The sequence below is a fragment of the Rhizobium vallis genome (genome assembly GCF_003985155.1).
Classification (GTDB): domain Bacteria; phylum Pseudomonadota; class Alphaproteobacteria; order Rhizobiales; family Rhizobiaceae; genus Rhizobium; species Rhizobium vallis.
The window spans coordinates 354,376-379,769 of sequence record NZ_ML133687.1; the positions used below are offsets into that span (position 1 = coordinate 354,376).

Sequence of the window (25,394 nt, forward strand, 5' to 3'; positions counted from 1 at the left end):
GACCTTTGCAGTTGCAGAAACGTCTGCTTCCCGCGCGGTAACACTCGAGCCGTCAGGCGTTGGAAACGGGAGGCTTCCGGCTGACCCATTGCACTAGAAGGACAGGAACCTTGGCTTAGAGACTTGATCGGATCCGCTAGTTGTCGAAGACTATCTGGTCTCGCAGGTGACATTTCTGCTGCCGGACAATCCTCGCCGTTCCGAAACCGAGGCTTGATGTCTGCTTACGCTGCCAACTCACCGAGCTAGGCATCATCGTCGCACTTGCCGACGGAGATGTTCGAGATCAGCCCACAGTTGAGCCTTAGCCGCCGAACAAGGTGTCGGCCAACCGCGCGATCGAGCCGCTGTCGATGCCCCCGGCGAGATTGTCTTCGGTCACGACGAGCCGTCCTGTCGGGTTTGCGGGGCTCCATTCTGTGATGCCTTGTGCGGCATACCACTGTTTCTTTCGCGCCCACCGCTCGCGGTATTGCGGCTGCCCCATCAAACCGCAATGCTCCCAATACCAGACGTCCTGACCCTTCTCGATCGTGAAGTCTGGCCACCGGGTTGCACCAGCCGCGTCGGTCAAAGGCTTCTCGAAGCTGTATCGGATACGTTGTCGCTGTTCGAAGTCATTGAGGATGTCGGCGATCACAAGCTCTGACTTCGAGCTCACAAGGTCGCCGCGCCGAGTCGCGTGGATCAGCTTCGCTGCGAGCCAGCCCGTCCGAAGGCCGCCGGTCGCGACAACCGACATTTCCTGCATCACTGTCAGCCCGAAGAGGTTGGTCGAACGCCGTTTAGTTTCGGAGAAGAAGTCTGATCGCAGGCGAAGCAGATTTCCCAAGCTCCCTTGATGCAGCACCCAAACGCGGTTCTTCTGCCTCGTGAGAGCGGTGTAGAGCATCTCTCTTGACAGAAGCCGGCTGTTCTCCGGCATCACGAGTATGACCGTCCCGAACTCTGATCCCTGTGCCTTGTGCACGGTGACGGAATAGGCCAATTCAAGATAGGGGCTTCCTTCATCAGAGAAGTCCTTTCGAGAAAAGCCGTACGTTTCTCCGAGCTGGGACGCAAACTCGACATTGGTGTAGACGAGCCGGTGCTCACCCGAATCACCGTGGACCATCCCAATCTCGCCGTTTGCGAGATATCCTCTCTGGCGGCCCTCTTGTTTGCTCCAGCAGCCGCGCGAGTGGTTGCGGAGGCAGATCACTTTGTCGCCGTAGGTGATCTGATCGGAGCCACGGGGCTCGATCATTCGCCAACCGCGGCCTCGACGACGGGCCTCATGCAGGCGGGCCGCCCGAACGGTCTGCTTCATGAAGCGGTTGAGCTCGGCCGATCCGCTGGCCATGTTTCGATGGGCGGAAAGTATCTGCCAGCTTTCCGCCTTCGTTCCGCAGCCACGATTGAAATAGATGAACTCCCCATTGCGAGTTCCGCCTAGGGAGAGTTCGAGCCCAGCCTCCAGCTCACCGTCCCGAGCTCCGAACTCGAGAGCAAGCACATCTAAAAGCCGCTCTCGCAGAGTCGCGGGTGTATCCCAGGTCAGCAGCTTGAGGCGCTCGTTGTCCTGCCGCAGAGCCTCGCACGTGATCTCGTCCTCCCCCGGTTCGGAAGGGCGCCCGGAGAAGACATTGGCGAGCTGGACGTCGGGCAGCGAAAGTGCTGGAACGAGTTCATCGCCAGCCTGCCGCCGGCTCACCGTCAGGTCCGCGAGACCCGCGCCTGCATGTTCGTCCCGCAAATGGGCAATGATGTCGACGAACGGTCGGCCAGCACCGATGGGCGGCAATTGCTGAGGATCGCCCACTAGAACCAATCGTGCCGAGATTGGCAGCGCACTGCAGAGAGCCGCCAGTTGGTCCTCGGTGAGCATTGAGCATTCGTCGACGACACATGTGGATACGGCGGCCGTTGCCCCATCCGAGACGGCAACATACCGACCCGTGTCCGCATCGTAGCGGCCATGCTCGAGAAGGAACTGCGCGAGCGTGCGGGCCTGGTCCGGCCGCTTCGTCTGCTGGCCCAGTCGCACTCGCGCCTTGCCCGTCGGAGCGAGCAACAGCACGTCGCTGCCGACGATCTTCTTCTGATCGAGAAAGAGCTTGAGGAGCGTCGTCTTTCCGGTGCCGGCTGGTCCGGTTAGCACGCCGATTCGACTGGTCTCTAGCATCTCCAGCGCTCGGACCTTCTCTTCCTGCGCGGCGATCTCGTCTGCGTCAGCTCTGGCAGGCGCTCCAAACTCCCTTTCGACGAGTGGGCGCCATTGGATCGCGGGCTTTGCCACTCCGATCCGTTCGCCGACGTGTCGGGCTATGATCTCGCCAGCTTCGACGTAACGGACCAACTGAGCGAACACGGCACCGTCTTGCAATGTGACGGCCACCTCGGGCGCGAAGTCGTCGGCGCAAATCTCGAGGGCTGTCTCATCCGCCGATGCGGGCGCTGAAAGCGGCAAAGCCTCAACGATGCTGGTCAGGCGCTTGGCGGAAAGAATTGTATCGCCGTCGGCCGCAGCCTTCTCAAGGGCCGCGATGACGAGAGCCCGCAGCCGAAGTGGGTGCTCCGGTTCTTCTAGGTCGATCGACATGCCTTCGGGAAGGCCCGGTCGGACCGTCGCCGCATCCATCGGGAACATGCTGCGGTCGACTGTACCCAGAGCAACAGGATCGGCGGTATTTCTCGATAGCTCATAAAGTCGGTAGGGGTTGTCGAGGATCGTCTCGACGTCGTCGCCATCGAACGCCGTCTTCGCTTGGTCGCGGGTCAGCTCGAAGCAGGCGAGGAGGCGCATGAGCCGCATGCCCTCGGGATCCGTTCGGTGAAGGTGCTGCCAGCGCTTCCGCTGCATCGTCGTGACGCGCGGCGCGCCAGTTGGTGGCTTGCGCCGATCGGCGAAGATTTCCTCGACGATCGGCCAAGGGTCCGTCCCATCCGCCAGCTCACCCGCTAAGGCGTGGGCAAAAAGGGTGCCGTTGAAGTGCGGGTCGAAGCAGGACAATGCGCTACCCAAGCCCGGTGCCGGACCCTGCATTGACCAGAGTTCGCTTAGTTCCCGATCGATCCATTCAATATAGCGCGCCCAGGGTCCGGAAATGATGCTCGAGACAGCTTCGAGAGAGGCGCGGACCGACTGTAGCGCGCTGATAGCGCTGCCGTGCGTGATGTGGTCGGTGCCGTAGAGGAACTGATCGTAGGCGTCATCGGGCACTTCGGCAGCCAGGCCGGACACATCAAGATCGTCACGAGTCGCGGCCCGAGCGATCAGAGCGTGGTAAGGAAGCACGACGCCGCCGAGCCACGCTCCCTCTTCATCCGGATCTGGTCTAAGCGTGTGCTGAAAAGGCCGCTCCCAGATCATCGACCGGATGCGCCCGTCCGCGCCGCCCCCCTCGTATGGATATTCAAAGACCTTTCCGAGTGTCGCCAACTTCGCGACCGCGACGATCTGACGTCGGGCCGAGTCCGTTAGCGGAGTCTGCTTCGCGTAGAAGAAGATCAGCGAGCTCGTTTCCGACAGGCTGTCGGCGAAACCTTCAAGGAGAGCAGCCTGGTTGTCGCAGTCCTGCACCCATGCGGTATCTACGATCAGGTCAGGGGCTTCACCTTTTTTTGGTTCGTTGCCCTCGCTCGCCTCGATGCCGTAGGCGTCAGCGAGCTTCCAGGCATGCTCGCGCAGCATCCATCTGTAAGGAGTAAGCACGCCCCCGTAGGCCGGCACATGAACAGATTGAGGAAGGATGTGGCGGTGGTCGGCGCTGTAGTCGGCGTAATCGAGTTTGGTAGGCAAGGAGACCGGGAACGGAGATAGAAAGCCTCCCCGCTCGGATAAACACGGCGGAGCTTGCTCCATGTCGTCAAATCGGGTTCCGGCGCATGAAGCCTCGTAGGCGTCGTTCCGATTTTCGGCCGTGCGCTTCAAAGCAAGGCAAGCAGAATTAGCTCGGGCGTCTTGGCATACGCGACCGTTCCACATTGAGTCATGCCAAGGCACGCGGACCGACAGGTGACGCACATTTCCTCGACCCACAGTAAACTCCCGACTGATTCTACGTTTCAGCTCAGGCTATCGAGGGCATCTTACCTTAACAACTCGATTAATTTTGTTCACGTAGATTAGGATCGTCTGCAAGGGGGAGCAGTGGTGACAACAAAAATTGCAGTGGCGAACAGTAATGACAACGACTTCGGTTCTCTGAAAGCTTTTGTTGCAGAGGAGTGCGATCGTCGGCTCCGGGCGTACAGCGCGCAGCCGCGAGACGCGAACGAGCACTATGAAACTGAGATCGAGGTGCTGTCGGGCGGCTACGCCTATCGTCAACTCTTCGAGCTTGTCCAAAACGCCGCCGACGCTATCGGCGAGGGAGGAGAGGGCCACGGCCGCATCCATGTCCGACTGGACCGCTCTCACTTGATGGCGGCGAACACGGGGGCGGCCCTCGACCGGGACGGTGTCGTCGCGCTACTCAATGCTCGAAGCTCGTCAAAACGGGCCGGGCAGATAGGCCGGTTCGGAATCGGGTTCAAGTCGCTCCTTAAGCTCGGTGGAAGCGTGGAACTCGTCAGCCGCTCGATAGGCCTCCGCTTCGACCCAGAATGGTGCCGTGCAGCGATCCGTGCCCATCTAAGTCTCGGAGCGGACGCACGCGCGCCGGGAATGAGGCTGGCGAAGGTTCTGGACCCTGCCAGCCAGGGCAGCCCGCTGTGGAAGTATGATGGCTTCGAGTGGGCGACGACCGTGGTCACGGCGGAGATCGTCGAAGCAGGGGTCTATGACCGTCTCGCGGACGAGATGGTCGCGTTCCCCGCTGAATTCGTACTATTCCTCGAAGCGGACATCGAACTCATCCTTGAGGGGGGCGCGGGCGTCACGCGCACGATCAGACGTCACCGGGATGGTGACGTGTTCGTCGTCGATGACGGCACGATGGTGAGTCGCTGGCGCCTCTTCCAGACGAAGGTCCGGATCACGGACGCGTCGGCTAAAGCGGACGCCCAGCATCTCCAGGCCCGGGACGAAGTCCCGCTTGCGTGGGCGGTGCCGCTGGGCGCGCGCGAGGTCGCAGGTCGCTTCTGGGCGTTCTTTCCGACGCAAAGCGAGACGCTGGCTTCGGGCATCCTGAACGCACCCTGGAAGCTGAACAGCGACCGCACCAATGTGATCGCTGGCCCGTGGAATTCGGCTCTCATGAGGGAGGCGGCGCGCCTCATCGCAGACAACATCACCGCACTTTCGACACCGGAAGATCCGGGCGCCCCCGTGTCCGCCCTTCCGCGGCAGCTCGAACGGAAGGACGAGCTGGCCGCCGCGCTCATCGATCCACTCTGGGACCTCCTCGTCGGCCGGGCGATCCTCGCCGACGGCGCCGGCCGGCTCAGGGGTGCTTATGAGTTGGGTCGCCATCCGGTCGAGGATGGGGAGGCGCTCAAGTGGTGGTCAGCCTTCGCCGATGAAACGGTAAAGCGCAGGCTCGTCCATCCGAGCTGCCAGTCGGGGCGGCGGCGCGCTTCGAGGCTTGAGGCGTATGCCCGCGAATCGGGGGCGCGTGCGCCCAAGGACGCCGCGCCGGCTCTGACCCAGTGGAACGAGGGCGCCTGGCTGGAGGCGGCAGCGGCAGCGGAGCCGAGTGCGGCGATTCCCTTCCTCCACTTCGTCGACGAGGTGGTGAACACCGGGAAGCTCATCGCGCAGCAGCGGATCCGACAAGCACAGATAGTACCGTCGCAGGAAGTTTCGCTGATCCGTCCTCATGATGCGATCATCGCGCCTCTCAATCTAGTCCCGTCTGGACTTACGGCCGTCTCGCTCGCCGTGGCCAGGGATGAGCGTGCCAACCGCTTCCTTACCGAGACGCTGGCTGTGAAGGAGCTCACCCCAGACGTCTGGCAGACTGTGCTTACGGAGTCGCTGATGAACGCGGTTTCCATTGATGATGAGAAGAGTTGGACCATCTTCTGGGCGAACCTATCCGAGGCTCCCGGCGAAGCGGTCGACAAGTTTCTCGAAGACAACGAGATCACCGAGCTGCGATACCGAAACGCGGAGGGCGAATTCTGCCCGCGTGACGAGCTGATCGCAGTAAGCCAGGAGGATGAGGCTGGCGTCTTGCCCCAACTGAAGCTGGATCTTGAGTTTCATGCCCCCCATCGTAGTCGGCTGCCCGACGAGATATGGCAGACCTATCCGCCTCTGGCGTACAACGCTGTTGCCGAATGGGACGGCCTGAGTTCGGAGCGGATACAACCCTACTTCGACAAGGTTTGCCAGCTCGGTTTTCGCAAAATGACAGGCAACCCGCAATACGGGAAGCTTGGAATTCTGGATCGTGACCAGATCCTCATGCCTTCCGGTTGGCGTCTACTTCCCCTCCTGCCGGCAGCACATCAGGCCGAGCTCACACTGCGCCTCATCCAAGCTACAGAGCGCACCCGTTGGGGTATAGCCACGAACGGCACGCCGCCGATGCTTCCGCAGATCATCTATGGCCACTTCACTAGGCGGGACCGGTACCAGGCCCTTTCGGCGGCCCACCCGCTAATCTTCTGGCTGATACGATACGGCGTGCTTGCGGTTGGATCTGCGTTGGTCCGCCTGCAAAGTCTTCCGGGCGAGGTCGCCCACGCGCTAGCTGACCTTGGACATGCCGGGGGTCAGAGGGTTCAAGCTGTGCTCCTCGCACACGCAGCTCAGACGAACATCCGTGTCGGGCGCGATGTCGACAATCTCAATCCTGAGCTGAAGTCCGGCTTCTGGGCGTCAGTCTTTTCGGAGGTTGCCGTGGCGCGAGAGAACCTTCCCAAACTCAGGCCTCTCTGGGAGCGAGCGGCGTCCGACGAGGAGACACCCACCTTGGTGCCCACATCGGCGGGACCGATGGCGATCGGCGAGATTTTCGTCGGCATCGACGGGCAAGCGGCGGCAGCGAACATCGACGACGGCCGCATCGTGATACTCTCAGGGGCTGCTGCCGAAAGCTGGGAGGCAGCAGGGGCGAAGCCCCTTTTGGAAAATAGTGACGTGGAGGCAGATGAGCAGCTAGGGGATCCGCTGCGTCTACGCGACATCTTTCCTGAGTTGGCATTGGTGTTGAAGACGCGGGCGGCAAAGCGAGCGGACGCCGTATGGGTGCGTGGCCTCGTTGAACGCGCAGGGCACAGAGTCACGACACCGGTGATCGCACGCGACAGCACCGGCCTCATCATGATCGATCGGGACAGGTTCCGCCTGCTCGGATGGCTCAAGGGCAGGCGGCAAATCCTTGACGCGCTGATCTCGTTCGGTCTGCTGGAAGGCGACGCCGGCAACCTCGTCGAGGAACTGGCAGCATCGCGCGCGCTGGAGGCGCGGGCAAAAGTGAGGGAGGCGAACGGTCTTCCAGCAAGGCTGCTCAGAGCCATTGGAGAGACGCCTCATCCGTTGATTTCTATCCTCCCGGAACCGGTCGTCGAAGCAATCGATGGCACACTTCCTGATGAGAGCGTGGCCGAGCTCGCCCTTGCGGTGCACGGTCCGACGATCCTGACGAAGCTAATCAGCGTCCTGGAGGCGGAGGGGCTTCAGCCGCCGGGACGCTGGGGCGGCGAGGCGGCACGGCAGTTCGTGGTCGAACTCGGCTTCCCGATAGAATTCGCCACCAGCGCCTCCGTCCGCCGAGACGCCGAGTTGCTCGTGAGCGGTCCGATCGTGCTTCCCGAGCTTCACGACTATCAGAAGGGCATCCTCGACCAACTCGAAGATCTACTGTCGTCCGGAGCCGGCCGGCGGCGCGCCGTAGTCAGCCTGCCGACCGGCGGCGGCAAGACGCGCGTCGCCGCGGAGGCAGTGGTGCGCCTCGTGCTAAACGGACAAGAAGCCAGGAGTGCGTTGTGGATCGCGCAGACCGACGAGCTCTGCGAGCAGGCAGTGCAATGCTTCCGGCAGCTATGGTCAAACCTGGGGGCCGAAGGCGAGGAGCTACGCATAGTCCGCCTATGGGGCGGACAAACGAACCCCACCCCGCCGGAAGCCGGCGAGGCGATCGTCGTCGTGGCGAGCATCCAGACCCTGAATGCAAGGATGGAGCACGAGGGCCTCGACTGGCTGAGCCGGCCTGGAATCGTCGTCATCGACGAGTGTCACCATGCGATAGCACCCAGCTACAGCTCCTTGCTGCGGTGGCTCGATGTGCAGACCGGCGGGGAGGGCGAGCGTGATCGCGAACCACCGGTGCTCGGTCTCAGCGCGACGCCATGGCGTGGCCGTGACAACGACGAATCGGCTAGGCTTGCCAGCCGCTTCGACCGTCGATGGCTGCCAGCCGACCAGGAGGGGCTGCATCAGGAGCTCAAGCGCCGGAAGGTGCTATCCGAGCTCCATTACAGCCCCATCCAGTACGACCGTCCGGTGTACCTGTCACCATCCGACGTCAGGCACTTCGAGCAGTATGGCGAGCTGCCCGAGTCGGTCGTCGAGGAACTTGGCTCGGATCCGGACCGGAACAAGCGCATCCTGGACCGCGTGCTGTCGAGCAACGCCTCGTCCATCCTCCTGTTCGCGAATTCGGTGAAACACGCGCAATACCTTGCTGCGCGTCTGCATGTCGCCGGCTGCCCCGCTGCCGCGGTGAGCGGGGAGACGGATAGGCTGGCTCGTCAACACTTCATCCGGCGCTTCCGATCGGGCGAGATCCGCGTGCTATGCAACCACAGCGTCCTGACGACAGGCTTTGATGCCCCTAGATCTGACATGGTCCTGATCTCTCGACCGGTATTCAGCCCGGTCCGATACATGCAGATGGTGGGGCGCGGGCTGCGCGGTCCCGCCAACGGCGGAACTGAGACGTGCGAAGTCGCGACGGTCGAGGACAACATCCTCAGCTACCGGGACAAGCTCGCCTACCACTACTGCCGGATGTTTTTCGATGTGGCCAAATAGGACCGTCCCATGCGCGGTCTGCTGCCGATCGTCTGCGGTGGTGTTGGGTGGCGCGCGCGCCTCCGCGGAAACAGGACAGTGTAATACTGAACAGCGCCGGGTTTGCCGGAGGCCATTTCGTTTAAGTTACGCAGCCATGGTTCGTTCGGCCAACATGGCGTAACGTTGCTCCTCGGCTTTGGCAGGGCAAAGGTTAACTCTTGGTTGTCCAGACATAGTCATAGGCCAGGCCGATGATACTGCCTTTGCGAACCTTGGCCATTAGCCCCTGGTCGGAAACCGACGCTGCGACTACCGCCACATCATAGGCTTTCAGATAAGGCGAACCGTGCGGCCGCCCGTCGAGTGTCTTTTGGCAGACCTTGACGGTTGCCATGAAGCGTGTGCCGATTGGGAACATCTCGCGCAATGCCCGGGGAAATTCGACGCGAACATCGGGTGAGAAGGAACCAGTCGGACGAACGCGCGGCCGCGAGATATCAGCATCGCGGCAGGTCTCAAGTTCGATATGTCCGAAGAAGCGGCCGACCAACATCTCCAAGTCAGCAATCTTTTTCGCGTTTCCGATCGTTCCCTTCACTTTTCCTCCCACAATCCAGCCCAAAGATCGAGACTGTCCTGGCCCAAGCCTCTCACGAATCCTGTAAGTATTCGTTTCGCTTTCCGTGTTGTGTGTCCTAGCAGCGGACGATCTGTCACCGGCCCCATTGCTCTCCCGCGGCAGGGTCGATGGTCTTGCTTGTCTCAGCCGCCAATTTTACGTAGGTTACGTAGAACCCTTTGATCACTCGATGATCCTGCAAACGATCCCCCAGAGAAAAGCCCTCTGTCTTGATAGGCGACTGGAAGATGTCGAGTCCGCGATCGAGCACGATCTTCCAGCCAGTGTCCGTGACGATGTCGCGAGCGTGCGCTGTTCCAGACGTGTCGAAGGCCCAGCTAAATTCCACCACTGAGCCAGTGCAGGCAGCCGTGATCGAGTCGAGAAGTTCCCGCTGACGCGACACATTGCCCTCATCGGGTGCCGTAACGAGATGTATTTTGACCTGATCCTCGGGCGGTTTGCGACGGATCATCATCTCGACGAATTCCATCATGTTCCGGATCTGGTAGAAGAGCCGGATGTATGGATCTGTCACGACTATGAGAGACGCGCCATCAAGGTAGTCCCCAAAGAGCTTATCGTAACTGACGCCCTTGCGGTTTTCAGCATACACAAAGTGGCCTTCTGCGAGCGCTGGAGCGATTTTGCTCGCTGGCAGAACTGACACCGTGGTTGGGACAACTCGCTCCTTCGTGTCATGCGGAGAAGGAGCTACCGCAGGTTCAATCGGAACTTCTTCATGGCCCTCCGGATCTGCCGCACCTCTCGTGTGGTAGAACTGCGGATATTCCTCTTCCTCCACGGTGGTCACGCCACGCTTAAAGCCATCGGAGCCGATGTAGTGGAAATCCACCTCAGGGTAGGTGCTGTCGATGCGGGCAAGCTGGTCCTTCACCCGCTTGCGGCTCTCCATGGCAAGCCGTAGCAGTTCCTCGACCTCAGCGTCCGTCTGGCTTCCATCCGGAAAAATCAGTTTAAGAAGACCGGACATTGTCTTGGAGATCGCGGTGCGATCCCGTTCTGAAATCTTTTCGCTGACCTTGAAGAACTGGTGGACCCGGTTTGAGAAATCCTCCGAACGCAAATGACGCAAGATCTCGGCGAGGTAGTCGACAATGAAGCCGTAGCCCTTCGTGAACATCTCGCCGCGTATGACATCGATCTCCCAGCCCGGAAGATAGGCATGCAAACGGTCGATGAAGGCAGAGTCATGGAATTGTCTTGGCAGTGCTTCGAACAGGTCGCTGTTCTTCAGCATATAGGGAACGTTGTGATCAGTGTTGCCCACGAAGGAGAAGCTGGCCTCGGCCCCCATGGGATTGATCCCCCGCGAGAAGCTCTTGTTGGCCATGTAGTTCTTCATGATGTCGACCAACGCCTTGTTCGCGGTCTTTTCGCGTCCGGCAAACTCGTCAAAAGCAACGACGTCCCAGTAGCCGACGAGGCCGATACGACCGTTCGAATTGTTCACGAAGAGCTTCGGTATCGTGACCTCGCCCCCTGAAATCAACTGACCGTGCGGCGAGAACTCGGAATAGACGTGCGACTTGCCTGTTCCCTTGGGGCCGAGCTCAATGAGGTTGTAGTTGCGCTCCACGAACGGGATGAGGCGCAGCAATTGTAGCAGCTTGCTACGCCTGCCGAAGGCCTCTGGCCGGAACCCGATGCTCTGCATCAGCAGGTCGATCCATTCATCGCTCGTGAAAGCCCGGCGGACGTCGCGATACTGTTCGTAGTCAACCTTGGCGATCTGGATCGGCTTGATTGATTCCAGAATCCACGGCGAAACCCTTGCTTCTTCCGTGAACTCGTACTGGACGTCGGCGATGCACCAGACACCCGTCACCAGCAGTTTTGGATGCGCCTTGACCGTGTTACTATCGACGGCCACCTTTTTGATCCCGAGGTTCTCGAACACCGCCTCATAGCTGTCAGTCTTCTCGTTGAGCGAGACGCTGATCTGGTCAATGACCTTGTAACGGCCGCGTTCCCGGATGGTCGACTGGATGAGACCTGCCTCGCTGCGGTGAACATAGTGCTTGCGCAGGATGTCCTTCACGATCTCGATACCCGCCTGGATAGTTGCCTCATCATCCGTCGCGCAATACTGCCCCAACAGATATTCAAGCACGTAGGTCGGGACGATTGCGTTGCCCTTCACGGCTTTGACAAGGTCTTTCCGGACAACAAAGCCCGCAAAGTGTTCGTTGATCTTGCTGTCGAGATCGCTCATCCGCAGGTCCTCAGAAATCAAAGTCGGTGGTCATGCCGCGTCGCAACTGGAAACGATGGTTGGCATAATCCTGATAGAGGCTGGTTTTGCCAACGCGTTCTCGCAGCTTCAGGATGACATCCTGGTTGTTGAAGCGGTCCGCTTCCCGAGAAAGCAGGAACTTGCGGGGCATTTCCCGCTCACGAGGGTTCTCGGAGCTGAAGTCGAAGAGCAGCGTATGTTCGTCGGAGATCAGCGTCCCATCGCTGGCGTAGATACCCGCCAACACCTCGCGCGGCCGCATCTTTTCGGACATAGGCTGCACCTGATACAGCGTGACCGCCGTCTGGCCAGAAGAGATCAGGCTGCGACCGGAAACAAGGATCTGGACTTCGACCTGACCGATGTCGGCTTCACGCTGCTTGCCGACCCGGATGACGGGAATGACGACTTCCTGCAGGCTCGCGCCGCCATGAACGAAGCGACTGCCAGCACCTTTCACCCGCATGCGGTTGATCGAGTTCGGGATCAGAACATCCAACTCGCCGGAAAGCCCCAGGTGGGGGGCTGTGAAATGTTTCATCCCGGCGGTTGAGGCAAGGCCCCGGCCAATAACGAAGCGCCGATTGCGGAACAGAATTTCATCGCCTCTCGGATCGGCGATGGCAAAGTCGCTCTCATCGAGGGCGCGATGTTGATAGAGGAAGCCGTGGTCCGCAGTAATCAGGATATTGGAGAAGTTGGCTGACGTCAGCTTGCGCACCAGCTTGGTCAGATCCTCGATGGCATCCTCGGCGGCTTCGGGCAGCAGCTCTTCCGTCTGCAGCTTGTCGCCAATTGCGTCGATGCGGTTGTGATAGATGTAGAGGATGTGATTGTCGCGGAAGAGGGCCTTTCCTTCGTCGACGCGCATGTTCATGACGTCTTCGAATTTCAGCGCCTTGGCGCTGTCGCCGTTGCGGCCGGCGGCCAGCAGCTTTTCCCGTGCCGCCAGGCCTCTGGTGTTTTCACCACCCGAGAGAATATCGCCGCTGCCGTCCTCGGCCATTGCAAGCCCGTTGTGAGGCAGGAGTGCGGCCATGCCGAGCTGGGTATAGCTCGGCAGCGAACTGATCATCGGCTTCAGGTCGGCGTCGAACCGATCCAGTGCCCGGATCCGGCGCAGGCATTCCTCGGCGACCTCAAAACGCAGTGCATCGGAAATAATTACCGCTACCTTCTGATCCTTGCGGCGATACTCCGCCGCCTGCTCCCGGTAGAAATCGGCCTGCGATGCGTAGCCGGGGATCTTCCAGTCGCTCAATCGCGCAATCTGATCCTGCCAGGCGTCGTTGACGGCCAGAACATAGCTGTTGGTGTAGCGGTTTTCGACCGACTCGTAGAGATCTGCCAGCAGTTGCGCCTGACCGCTCTTCTGCATGTGGTAGATGAATTTGCGATAGAGCTGGTCTAGCCGGTACCAGGTGCTGACATAGCGCTGCACGCCCTCGGAGGCACTGGTCATGCCGAGATGGGTTTCCGCCAGCGCCTGCTGGAACTCGGTGGCAAAACCGATGGCCTGATAGATATCCTCGTATTTCGAATACCAGTGGCTCTGCCGCCGTTCGCGCACCCAGGTCAGAACCTCCGGCGCGCCAACAGCCTGCGCAGAAAGAGCCTGTACGATCTGTCGGATGATCTCGCGGTCGATTTCCTCGAAATGGTCGATGGTGACGAAGGTGCGGAAATCACGCTTGTTCAAGTCGGCGGGAATGGCCAGCAGAGCCTGATGGCGGGCGGAGAGTGTCTCAAAGGCTGCCGCCCAGTGTCGGTTGTTCTTCCAGCGGCGGAAAACGAGCAGTGCCTCGGCATTCAGCGCCCCATCCTCGCCCAGCACGCGGGCATAGGCGGATTGGAAGAGGGAGATCGCGAAGTCCTCGAAATCCGGCTCGCCCGGTTTGTAGCCGTAGGCTTGTCCAACCTGCGTCCAGAAGAATTCCGTCAGGCCGGAGCGCTCGATCAGCCGCAGCCCGTCATCCTTGCCAGCGGCAAGATCTCCCAGCAGAGCTTCGATCACCGTATCCAGGCCGCCCTCGGCGCCCACGCAGACGGCAAGCATTTTAAGGCGCATCTGGGTCTGGGTATCGGACGTGTGCAGCAGCTTTTTTAGTACCTCGACACGAGGCTTGGCGCCGAAGAAACCGATATGCGCGCGCACGACATTTTCGAATTGCAGCGGCAGGCCCAGCTCCGCAACCCAGATGGCGGCCTGATCCGCCTTGAACACGGTCGTTGCCAGTTGCACATCCAGCAGCCAGTTTTCTGCCATCGGCGGCTCAGGCCCGTCCTTGAACAGCAGGAAACGACCGTCCGGCTCCTGCCGCAGGATGCGGTATTTCAAGCCAAACTCGTTGTTGGCAATGTCCAGCTTGGTCACACCGGAAAGCTCGAGCGCGTCAAATTCCTCCCGCATGTCACGGTCGGTATCGTACCAGAAGACGATTCGGTGTTCTTCGAAGAGACGCCGCAGGCTGGCGGCGATGCGATCACTCATCCGCCGCCTCCAGCCCCTTGATGGGCTTCAGCGCCGCGCCGAACAGCGGATAGTTGCGCTTCACGCCATCATCCAGATCGATCTCGATCTTCTTCTGCGCCAGCGGGAAGATGACATCGCGCTCCCATTCCTCCAGCTCGGCGATCTGCTTAGCGACAGTGCCGACATCCTTGAGGGCGCGGGTGCGAACGTTCTGGGCCGCCGATGGATCATCGGAGAGCTTGTCCAGCCGGGCACGCTCGGCTTCCAGCTTGCGGATGAACTCGCGCAGATAGTCATTCAGCAGCACGGAAACCGTGTCAGGCCGGTAGCGGTGCATATAGATCAGCGCCTGGAAGGTGCCCTTGGGGCTTGAGAACATCCAGTAGATCGGCCGCTTCTTGTAGCGCTTCAGATGGTCTTCATAGAAGGTTTTGGTGAAGTATTTGCGGATGTCGCCGATCTGCGCCTCGATGAAGGCGAGGTTTTCGCGGAAATGCTCTTCACCAAAGGTCACGCGCAGAAACTTGCGGAACCGGTCCACAATGTCATCCGGGAACCAGTCACCATCCAGCACGGGGATTACATTGTCCGCATCCGGCAGGAAGCTCGGCTCCGCCACGCCCTTCTCTTGCAGCGTGGCCAGATAATCGGCAAGCGTTTCGCCCTGATTGGCAAGGATCAGTCCCGGCGCATCGAGGCTGTAGCGGCCGAACATGCAGCCCACGGCATAGGAGAGAAATTCGGCCATGGTGTCAGCCTTGAGCCGCGCTTCCCGCTCTTCCGCCGTGCCCTTCACGCCATAGCGATAGGCCGGGTTGCAGGTCAGCGTTATTTCCTCGATCGGCACATCGGGTGTCAGCTCGTCAGACAAACCATAGGCGTCGATGAAGATGCGGTTGTTCTCTTCCTCCAGCCGCTGCATTTCATCTGTCATCCTTCGCCAGTGAGCGCGCAGGCAAGCGTACGTTTCTTCAATCGTCTGGTCTACGTAATCGGGAGAGAGCAGCGGAAAAGCGGTGAAATCCCAAGAAGTCTCGTAGGCGTCCCAGTCGGATCTGGCCAATTCAACTGCCTCAGACCTCAATTGGTCAGTGTGGGCCTGTGGTACCTTAACAAATGGTGTGTCCATAAAGTTTGCGGAATGAAAATGGACTGTCGGATTAATCACTGTGGCGATTATTTCGAATGCCTTTGAATTCCCGAAACACAGCGCTGCGGAAAGGTCGCCGTTATGCTCCGAAAATGCAGAATGGGCACTCGTATCAAACACATATCCCACCGGATACGTTCTGAAAGAATTTCGCGAAACGGTGTAGCTCAACCAGCTAACGCTTTCACGAAAGTAGTGTGTTGGACTGCGCATCACTGATTTCGGCTTGAGGCTCGAAAGTGTTTCCCCGTCATTCTTCCAAAATAGAACGTGTTCAATGTTTCCGTACCATCGGCGAAACTCACCGCCTTTGTTGTAGGGTGCCCAGTGCAGCGACCCGTCCGCATAATCTTCTCTTTGAAGTCCAACAGATCCGCGTTTTTGGTTTTCCACCTCCCACCATTGACGGATAAACCTTGGGTTATCTGAAGTCGAAAGACCTTGGCGCGCGTCAACGATGGCCTCTAAGCGCGGTGCGGATTTGAAAACAGCGCGCAACCCCGGAGAGATCCAATAGGCTATTGGACTACCAGGGATCGACAAAAAGTCATCTTGATTTGCTAGGTATCTCCGGTAACTCTTGTCGAGAAAAAGGGTTTCGATTGCTTCAGGAGTACGAACATCGACCTGTTTTTCGAAGAGCCGTCGGTAGACTGCTTTCGGTGTACCTGAACGCTTCGTTTTATTGATAACGAACGCTACCGCACCGAAGTCTGGGCCGAATAGCCCGCGACCCGCGTGGACCAAGCTTGCAACAAATTGATTTGATAGGATGTTTTGGCGGAGCTTCTCGAAGGTCGCTAGAAACATCCATGTCGGAATATTGATCATTGCCCAATATCCGTTAGGAGCAGTGAGCCGCTCGGACCTCTCCATGAAACACGTCATGAGATCAGCTTTGCTGTCAGGAAAGTGCTCCTTTAAATATTCAGACAACCTTCCGTTCATGCCAGTTCCGCCCATATAGGGCGGGTTTGCTACTACCACGTGATACTTCGGCGCGAGAGCCTCAGCCATGCACAGCAAGTTGACGACCCGCGCCTGCATTTCCTTCAGCAACATGTCGGAGCTGAAATCCCGTGCCTCCACTGCTCGTAGCGTCTCTACTGGGTCACGCAGCTTCGGCACAATCAGCGAACCGAAATTCTTCGCTTGCTCGAACTGTGTCAGGGTTTCGTGAAGTTCGTCCGTGAAAAGATCCTTGCCCACCACGGCGGCCACATCCGTCAGTTCGGCGTGTGTGAAAGTGACGTTTTGCAGCACGACGATATCCGGCTTCACCTCCATGCGCAGGAAGCGGCGGCGGCCCAGTTTCGCCGCCGCCTTCATGGAAAGCGCGAAGGCCGCCAATGCGCCTGCGCGGTCATCGATCTCGATGCCGGTAAGATTGTGCTTCAGGATCAGCGCCGGGATCTCGGCGGGATCATAGCCTTCTTCTTCGTAGATCGCGTGGAGTAAATCGAAGGCATAGGTCAGCATATGGCCGGAGCCGCAGGCCGGATCGCAGATCTTGATCTCTTCCGGCTTGCCGATCTTCAGGAAATCCGTTTCCGGCTCTTCCGGCGCGATGTAATAGTCCATCTGCGCGGCCAGCTTCGAGCCCGGCCTGTTGGGCAGCCACAGCCGCCCCAGCGAGTTTTCCACGAGGTAACGGACAATCCAGTGCGGGGTAAAAAGCTGGGTGGCGGCGGGTATGTTTTCCGCCGTGATCTTGATGTTCTTCTTCAGCTCGGCAAAGACCTGATCCTTCTTTTCCGAGATGTAGAACTGGTAGAGCCAGCCGATGATTTCCACATCCGCACAGGCATCCTCCGCCATCGCTTCCCGCAGCCTTGCGAGAATGGATGTGGGCGACAGCAGATCCTCCGGCATCAGCAGTTCGGTGTAATCGCCCACCTTCTCAAACAGGAAGGGCATGGCCCCATGCCAGCCATTGCAGGCATGCACCAAGAGCAGCCGGTAGGCTTCCGCCTGCGGATCGTTGGAGGGATTGCGGCCTTCAAGCAAGGCCGAGATCGCGGCAGGTGCCTTCTCCGGCAGATTGCCCGCCAGGGCTTCCGCCAGAATTTCCGGCCGCGTCGTGCCTTCCGCGGGGGAAACCACGCGCGGATTTGTGTAGCCGTTCACATCCATGAAGCGCAGCGCCGTGAAGCGGTTGAACCAGGTATAGGCCACCTGTTCGATCACCTCCCGCTCGCTGGTCTCCCGGATCGCGCTTTCCAGTGCCTTGACCGCCGCCGGCTGTTCACGCCGCGCTGCAGAGGCGGCATCCAAGACCACAGCCAGCTTTGCGGTCACCTGATCGATCAACAGATTGCGGGCGCTCTGCGCGAATTTCTTCAGGGCATTGGTATCCATCAGACGATCACTTTCTTGCCTGCTGCGATCTCGGCCAGCAGGGTCTTGCGCAGTTCATTGACGTATTGCTCTACATCCGCCGCTTCGGCGAGATAGGTGCGTGGATAGGACACCTTGATCTCAGAGGCATTGATATAGGTTGGTGGCTGTATTGGCGGCGTTGGTCGCTCGGACATTCCCGGTGTCGTGGGCTCGGGTTTTGCAACAGGAGGAGGCGCCATCCGAGCAATCTCTGCCAGGATCTGCTGCATCAGGCTGGAGCGGGCACCATTCGCCCTGTCGCGCAGGATCGGGATCATGCTGACCGCATCTACGCCAGCTTTGTGGATTTCGATATCGCGACGGATCTTCTCCTGTTGCTCCGGGGCAAGCGCCAGAAACTCCGGCGTCTGGACTATCTTTGCGGCACAATCATCCACAGCGGCGATTACGGCCTTACGCTCCTTCAGGACATCTAGTTCCACCTTGTCCTTCAAGGCGTAAAGGTCTGCCTTGAGCGACTGGATGGCATTGCCCTGGTAGCAATCGGGATCGTTCAGCGCCGCTAGCAGCTTTTCCCCCGCGTTCACATCCACATAACTGATATTGGCCTGCTGAGACTGCACGAAGGTGCGGACATCGCCGTAGATCTCTCGCTGCGCGCCAGCCATGAAGCTGCGGATCTTGTCGAGTATGCCTTCCTTCGCATCGAGCAGGGCGTCTTCCTGCTTCACCGGCTCGGTGATGTACCAGGCGGGGGGCTTGCCCGTCATCTCCACGATGCGGTCCCGCAGCGGTTCGAGGGCTACGAGGAAGGGATAGTTGTGCCTGTCAGCCAGCAGCTTGTTCACCTCGTCCGCCAGCTTGCGTGCGCTCTCCGCCCACTCGCCGCCAAGTACGCGTGCATCGGATCCATCGGCAGGTTGCCCAAACAGTTCGCGATACAGATCCTTCGCTGCGCGGATCTGGGAGGAGGTGAACTCCAGTTGCGGGGTGAGAAGGATATTGCCCAGGACATGACTGTTATTGAGTGCACGAGCGAGATTTGCCCCCTCCAGCGGCGCGCCATCCGATCGGGCTTCACATTTGCCCTTGGTGACAAGGCTGGCGGTCAGGCAGAGTGTTGCCACCGTGGGCCAGCCATAGGGCTTAGCTCCAAACCGCTCGGTCAGGCTTTTGACCGAAACCTTCACGCCGTTGCGTGCCTGCCCCTGGACATGGTTCAGGACTTCGAGTTCCTCCTCTCTCAGTCCGGAATCTCCGAAGAGGCCACCGTTCGGGAGCGTTGCCTTGGCAATGTCTGCCTCGTGGTAGTTCACGCCTCGAAGCATCGGCAAGTTCACGTAGACCTTGTCGACAAGAGATTGAAACGCCTTGACAATACGGTCCTGCGGCTCGTCACCGCCAATGTCCAGTTCGTCCCCGCGCACAAAGAGACGTCCGTCCGCCATCAACTTTCGCAGCCGAAGTTCCAGATCTTTGGCGCGGCGCCCATTCTGCTCGCCTTTCTCGAGGACGATCCTGTCACGGCCTGGCTGCGGCGAACCGCTACGCGACTGCCTGATGAACTTGTCGGTCTGGCGGAAAAGCGTCAGGTCCCTGATGAATCGGACGTCTGGCTGCAACACAATCGCCAGCTCTTCGCGCCCCAAATTCCGCATCCGCACGGCTTCCGGCGCTGCGACGTCGTCGCTGAAAGGGCTGATGATGTTTATAGACAATTCATACTCACGCCCGAGGAGGTGGTCGTCCAACTTGCGGCTGAATGAATATTCATAGCCGGTCGTCAGATGCTTGATCTTGCGATGTCGCAGGATGGTATCGAATGCCAGGGTTTCGAGTTCTTTGGTGATCTCAGCCGGATCGACGTCCAGCGCCTTGATTTCGGCCTCGACGTCTTTCTCTTCATTGGTGAGGAACTCGTACACCTCGCCATTACGCTGGATGTAAGTTTCCCGCTCGAGACCAGCCAGGGCCTCCTCGATCTTGCGGCGCTGCTCAGCCTGATCGACATCGAATTCTGACAGCAGCAGGATGCTGATGTTCCGCACCGTTGGCTTGAATTCCTTGACATACTTGACGAGGAAAAGGGCCTTCAGCACACGAAGGGCGAAAGGATCGTCAAGGTTTCGCTCCGCAATCTGGATCGACTGTTGCACCGAAGATTTCAGGGCACTGCGGATGCCCTCGAACATGAGGTCGAAGGTCGCAAGGCCTCCGACCTCTTTGTCAGCCAAAGCTTTAGCGACCTCCTGGAAGACACCCAGCATCGATCGTTCGCCGACCGAGCTGTGCTTGCCTTCGAAGGCGTTATGCTGCGACAGCGACGTAATCGCCATCTGGAAGAGGGTGTACTGATAGGGTGGGAACGGATAGCTCGCGATGAAATGGCCACGGTCGCGATAGTTTTTCAGTCGGATCGAGCCATCGGCAAAATCGAACAAGGTTCTGAGATTGCTCTCCTCCTTGTCGTGCAGATTGCCCAACCTGATTTGGGCTGCATCGGTCTTTGACAGCAGGCGCTTCTGAATGACCTCAGCCACATCGGCCGAGTTCAGCGGCATGCGATTGGCGAAGCGAGCCTGGATTTTGGAGAAGTCGTTTTCCTGGCGGGCTGTCATGTCGCCCACGACATCCGTCAGAGCCTGCTGCGCTGTGACGATGACCCACGCCTGACCCTTGCATTTCGTATTCAAGCTCTCGGCAATGGTTTGCAGGTTCGTCATCAGCTTGACGTTGTCAGCGATGTACTGACCAACCTCATCGACAAAGAAGTTCAGCCGAAACTTAGGCGCCTGCCGGTCGATCCAAGCTTTCACCGTCTTGGCGAAATCCTCGATCGAAACTCGGGTGTCCTTACGATACTGGACGAGAATGTCCTTGGCATCCGCTGGATCCGTACCAGTAGCGCGGGCGAAGGCCGCGGCGATGTTTCGCCCTTCCAGCAAAGCCTCTTCTCTGCCTCGCGTTTCCCACGGGTTACCAGAGAGCTCCGAAAAGGCCGCCTTGAACGCATCGAATTGTCCACGCTCATCCAGTTGCCGCTCGAACTGGGCGATATGCGGCTGCTTTCCGTAGTAGCCGCACATTTCGTCGAACACCTTCTGGAACACGGCCAGCAGCGCGTCGACGTCTGTCTTCGAAATGACATCGGCCTTCTGGTCGATATTGAAGAGGATCGACTTCGAAGGAATCGACACGGCCTTGCGCAAAGCGCCGGCCAGCATTGGATTGTTCTTCAGTTCATCCTTCTGCGCAAAGATATCGAAAGCCTTGACGCCATCAACCTCTCGGTTCTCCAACAGCAGGGCGAGCATCTTCAGGAGGTGAGACTTACCCGAGCCGAAAAAGCCGGAAATCCAGACTCCGTTGGCAGTGCTATAGTTGTTGTAGGCGTGGAGGAACTGGTCCAGGCGCTGGCCGATTTCTCCAGTGATGACGTACTCGTCCAGCTCTACCCGCAGGCTTGCGTCGTCATCCGCCTTGATGACGCCATCAATGGAACGATCGACAGGTTTCTCAAAAATATCACGCATCGCGATCGTCATCGGCTCAGACCTCGTAGTTCAGGATATTGAAAGCTCGGTAGTATTTGTCATCGTGCAAGCACCCAAAGAGGTCGAGCGAAGCCCCCGTCGCGAGCGCATGGGTATAGCTTCCCGGAAAGAATAGGAGGGTCGGCTTGTCCTTGGCTGTGCTTTGGAGATTGTTCAAAACGTTGTGCGAGCGGATATAGGGATAAACCTCACCGACCCCAGATAGGAAGATGACATCATGGGGCGTCGATGCAATCGCTTCGCCAATCTTCGGAATTAGGTTGGCCTTGGGATCCAGCACGGACTGCAGCAGCTCGCGGATCTCACTCTTATCTGTCTCGCATTCGATTTCCAGAACCTGCTCAAGTATCCCGCGTTCTTCAAGTATGCTTAGAGATAGTTCGTACAAACTCAGATCCAGGACGGCGACGCCTGCGTGCTCAATCCTGGTCACCAGATCGTGCCGGTCCCCATTCATCGACAGCCCTTCTTTGGCGTCGTAGGGGTAAATGAAGAACGGGACTTCATTGCCTAAACCCTGCTTGGTGAGGAACCGCTCACTGGTAATGACTTTGAAGAGATGTTCAGCGCGAGCCTTGCGAGTAGCCGGGATCGTCATGCGGCGCCTCCTTGACGATGCATTCCAGTAAATAGCAGCAGATCTGGCGGCCTATACTCTTCAACTAGAGCTTTGAGCCGCGGCGAGATATGGCCCGCCACAATCTGGCTATCCTGCGTGATGACACCTGCTTCACGCATTATCCGATAGAGAACCTGTCGCAGTTTGGACCGCGTCGTAGGACTTATGCCGGCGAGGCCATCATTCCACTCAGCTTTGGCAGCAAAGAAAGTATCAAAGCTTTCGAGCGGTAGATTGAGCTGAAGAGATAGGAAGCGCTCCCGGACTACCTCGGTCGCAAACTCACGTACGAAGCGATACTCCCTGCAGACTGCCAGCCATAACAATGCCTGTTGATCCGTTCGGTCTGCCATTTCAACGAAGAACTCCAGCTCCGCGTCGTTCAGGGTGGATATCCTATTGACGATTTCGCGGAGTGCCCGGCGCCGAGAGGCTGCTTTGGGCAAAGACGTAACCCCCTCATCAAGTGCCCTAAGCAACGTCGCGTCCCATTGCTCTGAAGGATCGTGAAGTCTCGCGACATCCATGCTTTCGTTGAGAAACAAACCGCCAACGACAAAGGACATCTTGTAGGGTTTATCGTATCCAGTCGTCACAATGCTATGTTCCTGCAGTTCATCTAATTTTCGCGTTTGGATATGCTTGGTGAGCAGCCACCAAGGACTCCCCCCTGAATGCACCAAACAAGCAGCCATTGTATTCCGCGCGAACCATCCTAGTTTTGCTCATGCTTATTCCCTCCTTGGCGGAAAATTCATTTCCGACTCATCGAAGAATTGCAAGACAGAGGCTCTCGCTGTCTGTTGGATGTGGCGTTCGTAAGGTGCTGCGCCGGAAATAATTTCCGCTTCGTCACCCCTTGAACACCCGCTCACGATGGTACTGGAGAAATTGCGAATGTGGACGTTCGTCAGCACGTGATGGAACGAGCAGACATCCTTCCGGATTGATCAGCCGTGCCACTGTGTCGGGGGCGCTGCCGCTTGCGATCAGCAGGCTGTAGTCGTCGTCGATCGAGATCAGGCCGCGGTCGAACATCCAGTGCACGGTCCCAGAAAGGGCGAGGCCGTTGCGGACGCTGTCCGGGCCGCCGTCCGCAACGGGGCGAATGTGCGCTGCCTGAACTTCCGAACGCCCACCACCATTGATGAGCTTTATGCCAGTGACGGCGCAGGTGTCATGGTAGGCCGTCTTTATGGCTGCGGAGAAAGCGCGGTCCCGGAAGGGACGTTGAAGCACCTGCGTGACTATACGGCGGTCGATGCTGCCGGCCTCAAAGGGCATCTGCGGGTTGTCACCAAATCCGACGCGCGCTTCCTCGGCCGGATCCGGCGTCGGCCTCTCGCGGTCACGGTTTCCAAGAACATGCGCAAAGCCGGCAGCGAGGATGAGGTCATACTCAGCGTCGGGAATGTTGCGGACAGCGCGGCCGAACGCGCCCTTGTTGGTCGAGCCGTCCTCCTTGCGTAGGCCGCTCTCGTAATAATGGTCGGCCTCCTTGAACGGGACGGCATGACTGAAATGCAGGAAATCCTCGATGAGCGCGTAAAAGTGATCGGGTTTCGATGGGTCTGGGATGATGTCGGCAATTCGTGCCGTCGCGAAATACGCCTGTCTTCCGCCTGTCTTCATCAGGTCGCCGCTCGGACGCCTCGGCTCGTAATAGACGATCCAGTCCCGGCGAGCCGCCTCGACCTGACGTAGATAAGTGCGCGGGAAGTGATACCGCTGCTCCGGCAGGTCGTCGTAGGTCGGGTCGATCTTCGTGGTGAGTATGGCCTTCGCCATCGGATGGACGTGCTCTCTGACTGCAAAATAGAACTCTGTTGAACTTGCTACCAGGTGGAAGGCTGACGTGAAAGAGCCCGAGCGAGTATCCCCTTCGGCTCCAATTGCATGGCGTGAATGCACGTATTAATTGTTCGCGTTGCTTGGGCCTTCGGCAAGCAAGATTCCTAAACTTCTCGACGAAATTTGCCAAATTCAAAGCAATATAAGTATTAATTGCAATGCGTTACTTGGCTACATTTATTTACAAAAACCTTAGATTGGTAGCCTGGCGGTTGTGTGCTTGAGATAATAGAGGGGTAGAAGCGGATATGCTTTTACGATCATTCCTCTTACATGGAGATAACCATGAACAAGACTGCCAACGCATCCGCTCTCCCGTCCGCCGCCCGCACGTTCTACGAAGCCAACGCTGTCGCAGAAGACATCAAGAGCCAGCTCGAAGAGACGGCCATGTTCCTCATCGGCGTTTCGCGCCGTTCGACCGAAGATACCTTCAAACTCGGCGAGCATCTTGAACGCGCAGCCGGGCTGCTCCCGGAAGGAACGTTGGAAATGTGGGCCGTCGAGCGCTGCGGTTATACCGCGCGCCACGTCCGGACCCAGCGCGCGGTGTTTCGCAACCTGGATGCATATCGGGATATTCTGGTGGAACTGGCCGTGGGTCCCACGGTCCTTGGGAAGTTGAGTGCAGCGGAGCCCGAGCAGATCGAGCAGGCTATCGGCTTTGCTGCGCAGAACGGCAAACTCAGGGTGCAGGACGTCACGGCGATTATGGCCGGCTCGAAAAACGAGGCAGAGGCACGGCCGGAGGTCGATCCGTATGATGTTGGCGGCATTGATGGGCTCAAAGCGATCATCGCAATGAAGATCCGGGATGGCGTCAAATCGTTCGTCGGACATATCGAGGAGATCCGCGCGCACGTCAGTGAGGCGTTGCCCAAGAAGAACATCGTCAAGAAGACCCTCGCTGAAAAGACACATCTGACGGCGCGCCTTGCCCACAAGGAACTGGAAAGTCTGGCGCAGTTCGTCAGGCCCTATCCAACCGCCGCATATGTGATCTCAAATATTGCCCTGCCGGGCAAGACTGGTTGGGCCGCGGTCAGCACGCTGCTCTACAAGATGGGCAGCGAAACGACCTGGCCGGACAAAGGCGAGCTTCGGACCTGGTTGGAAAGGGAAGTCGTGCCGATGCTGGAATGGGTGACCTCCAAATCAAGCGCCCCGGCCTGGCCTCGCGGTGAAACCAGTGACATGCCGAGCGCGAACGTTCTGGACGAGGTTCGTATGGATGGCCCGATTTCTGCGAATGACAGCGGCATCCCTGATTCGGTGGCCGCGCGCGTCTCCTCGGTGGAAGAAAGAATGGGATCCATCGCTGCGGCTTTTGGAGCCACTGCCACGATCGAGGCGCCCAAGTCCAAGCGCACATCGGACGTTGACGTTCCTTCCGTCGCTGAAGCACTTGCCCAGCCTGAAAAGCGCCTGACCCGCCATGACATGGTTAAGCAGATCAAGTCAGAGTGGAGCGCCGCGAAAAAATCGGCAACATCACCAAACGCCGCGGCGTGATACGCTTAGCCCAAGACCCATGCTCGGAATCCCGGGCCTTCCCACAAACTTCAAAGGGCCGCATGTCGGCCCTTTTCCTTTTGGATTGCCGGTGGCGAGTCAAAACCCGCTTCCGGGCAATGTCGATAAACT

General features: G+C 58.8%; 11 protein-coding genes. 2 read left to right on the top strand and 9 right to left on the bottom strand.

All coding sequences use genetic code 11. From position 1 onward, the window contains the following. Positions 1-304: 304 nt before the first annotated feature. Positions 305-3,967, bottom strand: coding sequence for an AAA family ATPase (locus EFQ99_RS06905; protein WP_126920104.1), 3,663 nt, complete (start codon positions 3,965-3,967; stop codon positions 305-307). 168 nt (positions 3,968-4,135) lie between these two features. Between EFQ99_RS06905 and EFQ99_RS06910 the strand changes: the two genes are divergently transcribed. Next, entirely contained in the window at positions 4,136-8,905 is a 4,770-nt protein-coding gene (locus tag EFQ99_RS06910; RefSeq protein ID WP_245441458.1) for a DEAD/DEAH box helicase, read from the top strand. A 193-nt stretch (positions 8,906-9,098) separates the two neighbouring features. On the opposite strand, the gene EFQ99_RS06915 is transcribed toward EFQ99_RS06910, so the two are convergent. From EFQ99_RS06915 to EFQ99_RS06950, 8 genes are all read right to left on the bottom strand, one after another. Continuing rightward, a complete protein-coding gene (locus EFQ99_RS06915; protein WP_126920106.1) occupies positions 9,099-9,509 on the bottom strand; it encodes a hypothetical protein in 411 nt (136 codons plus the stop codon). 91 nt (positions 9,510-9,600) lie between these two features. After that, a complete protein-coding gene (gene brxL, locus EFQ99_RS06920; RefSeq protein ID WP_126920108.1) occupies positions 9,601-11,742 on the bottom strand; it encodes a BREX system Lon protease-like protein BrxL in 2,142 nt (713 codons plus the stop codon). 10 nt (positions 11,743-11,752) lie between these two features. After that, the gene (gene pglZ, locus EFQ99_RS06925; protein ID WP_126920110.1) at positions 11,753-14,254 is read right to left on the bottom strand and encodes a BREX-1 system phosphatase PglZ type A; all 2,502 of its coding nucleotides are present in this window, start codon (positions 14,252-14,254) and stop codon (positions 11,753-11,755) included. Further along, positions 14,247-17,744, bottom strand: a complete 3,498-nt coding sequence (pglX, locus tag EFQ99_RS06930) for a BREX-1 system adenine-specific DNA-methyltransferase PglX (protein ID WP_126920112.1) — start codon at positions 17,742-17,744, stop codon at positions 14,247-14,249. The genes pglZ and pglX overlap by 8 nt, the downstream gene beginning before the upstream one ends. Next, positions 17,744-21,271, bottom strand: coding sequence for a BREX system P-loop protein BrxC (gene brxC / locus EFQ99_RS06935; RefSeq protein ID WP_126920114.1), 3,528 nt, complete (start codon positions 21,269-21,271; stop codon positions 17,744-17,746). Before brxC ends, pglX begins: the two co-directional genes overlap by 1 nt. A 4-nt stretch (positions 21,272-21,275) precedes the next feature. Then, positions 21,276-21,878: a DUF1788 domain-containing protein gene (locus EFQ99_RS06940; RefSeq protein ID WP_126920117.1), complete on the bottom strand. Its 603-nt coding sequence runs from the start codon at positions 21,876-21,878 to the stop codon at positions 21,276-21,278. Next, positions 21,875-22,594, bottom strand: coding sequence for a DUF1819 family protein (locus EFQ99_RS06945; protein WP_245441459.1), 720 nt, complete (start codon positions 22,592-22,594; stop codon positions 21,875-21,877). The genes EFQ99_RS06940 and EFQ99_RS06945 overlap by 4 nt, the downstream gene beginning before the upstream one ends. A 157-nt stretch (positions 22,595-22,751) precedes the next feature. Continuing rightward, positions 22,752-23,687, bottom strand: coding sequence for an HNH endonuclease (locus tag EFQ99_RS06950; protein ID WP_126920119.1), 936 nt, complete (start codon positions 23,685-23,687; stop codon positions 22,752-22,754). 348 nt (positions 23,688-24,035) lie between these two features. On the opposite strand from EFQ99_RS06950, the gene EFQ99_RS06955 reads away from it, so the two are divergent. Further along, positions 24,036-25,262 carry a hypothetical protein gene (locus tag EFQ99_RS06955; RefSeq protein ID WP_126920121.1) on the top strand — a complete coding sequence of 409 codons (1,227 nt, stop codon included), beginning with the start codon at positions 24,036-24,038 and terminating at the stop codon, positions 25,260-25,262. Positions 25,263-25,394: the final 132 nt, after the last annotated feature.

Coding starts and splice junctions, on each gene's coding strand:
- EFQ99_RS06905 (WP_126920104.1), bottom strand. CDS start 3,967: ATGTGGAACGGTCGCGTATGCCAAGACGCCCGAGCTAATTCTGCTTGC.
- brxL (WP_126920108.1), bottom strand. CDS start 11,742: ATGAGCGATCTCGACAGCAAGATCAACGAACACTTTGCGGGCTTTGTT.
- pglZ (WP_126920110.1), bottom strand. CDS start 14,254: ATGAGTGATCGCATCGCCGCCAGCCTGCGGCGTCTCTTCGAAGAACAC.
- pglX (WP_126920112.1), bottom strand. CDS start 17,744: ATGGATACCAATGCCCTGAAGAAATTCGCGCAGAGCGCCCGCAATCTG.
- brxC (WP_126920114.1), bottom strand. CDS start 21,271: ATGACGATCGCGATGCGTGATATTTTTGAGAAACCTGTCGATCGTTCC.
- EFQ99_RS06940 (WP_126920117.1), bottom strand. CDS start 21,878: ATGACGATCCCGGCTACTCGCAAGGCTCGCGCTGAACATCTCTTCAAA.
- EFQ99_RS06945 (WP_245441459.1), bottom strand. CDS start 22,594: ATGGCTGCTTGTTTGGTGCATTCAGGGGGGAGTCCTTGGTGGCTGCTC.
- EFQ99_RS06950 (WP_126920119.1), bottom strand. CDS start 23,687: ATGGCGAAGGCCATACTCACCACGAAGATCGACCCGACCTACGACGAC.
- EFQ99_RS06955 (WP_126920121.1), top strand. CDS start 24,036: ATGAACAAGACTGCCAACGCATCCGCTCTCCCGTCCGCCGCCCGCACG.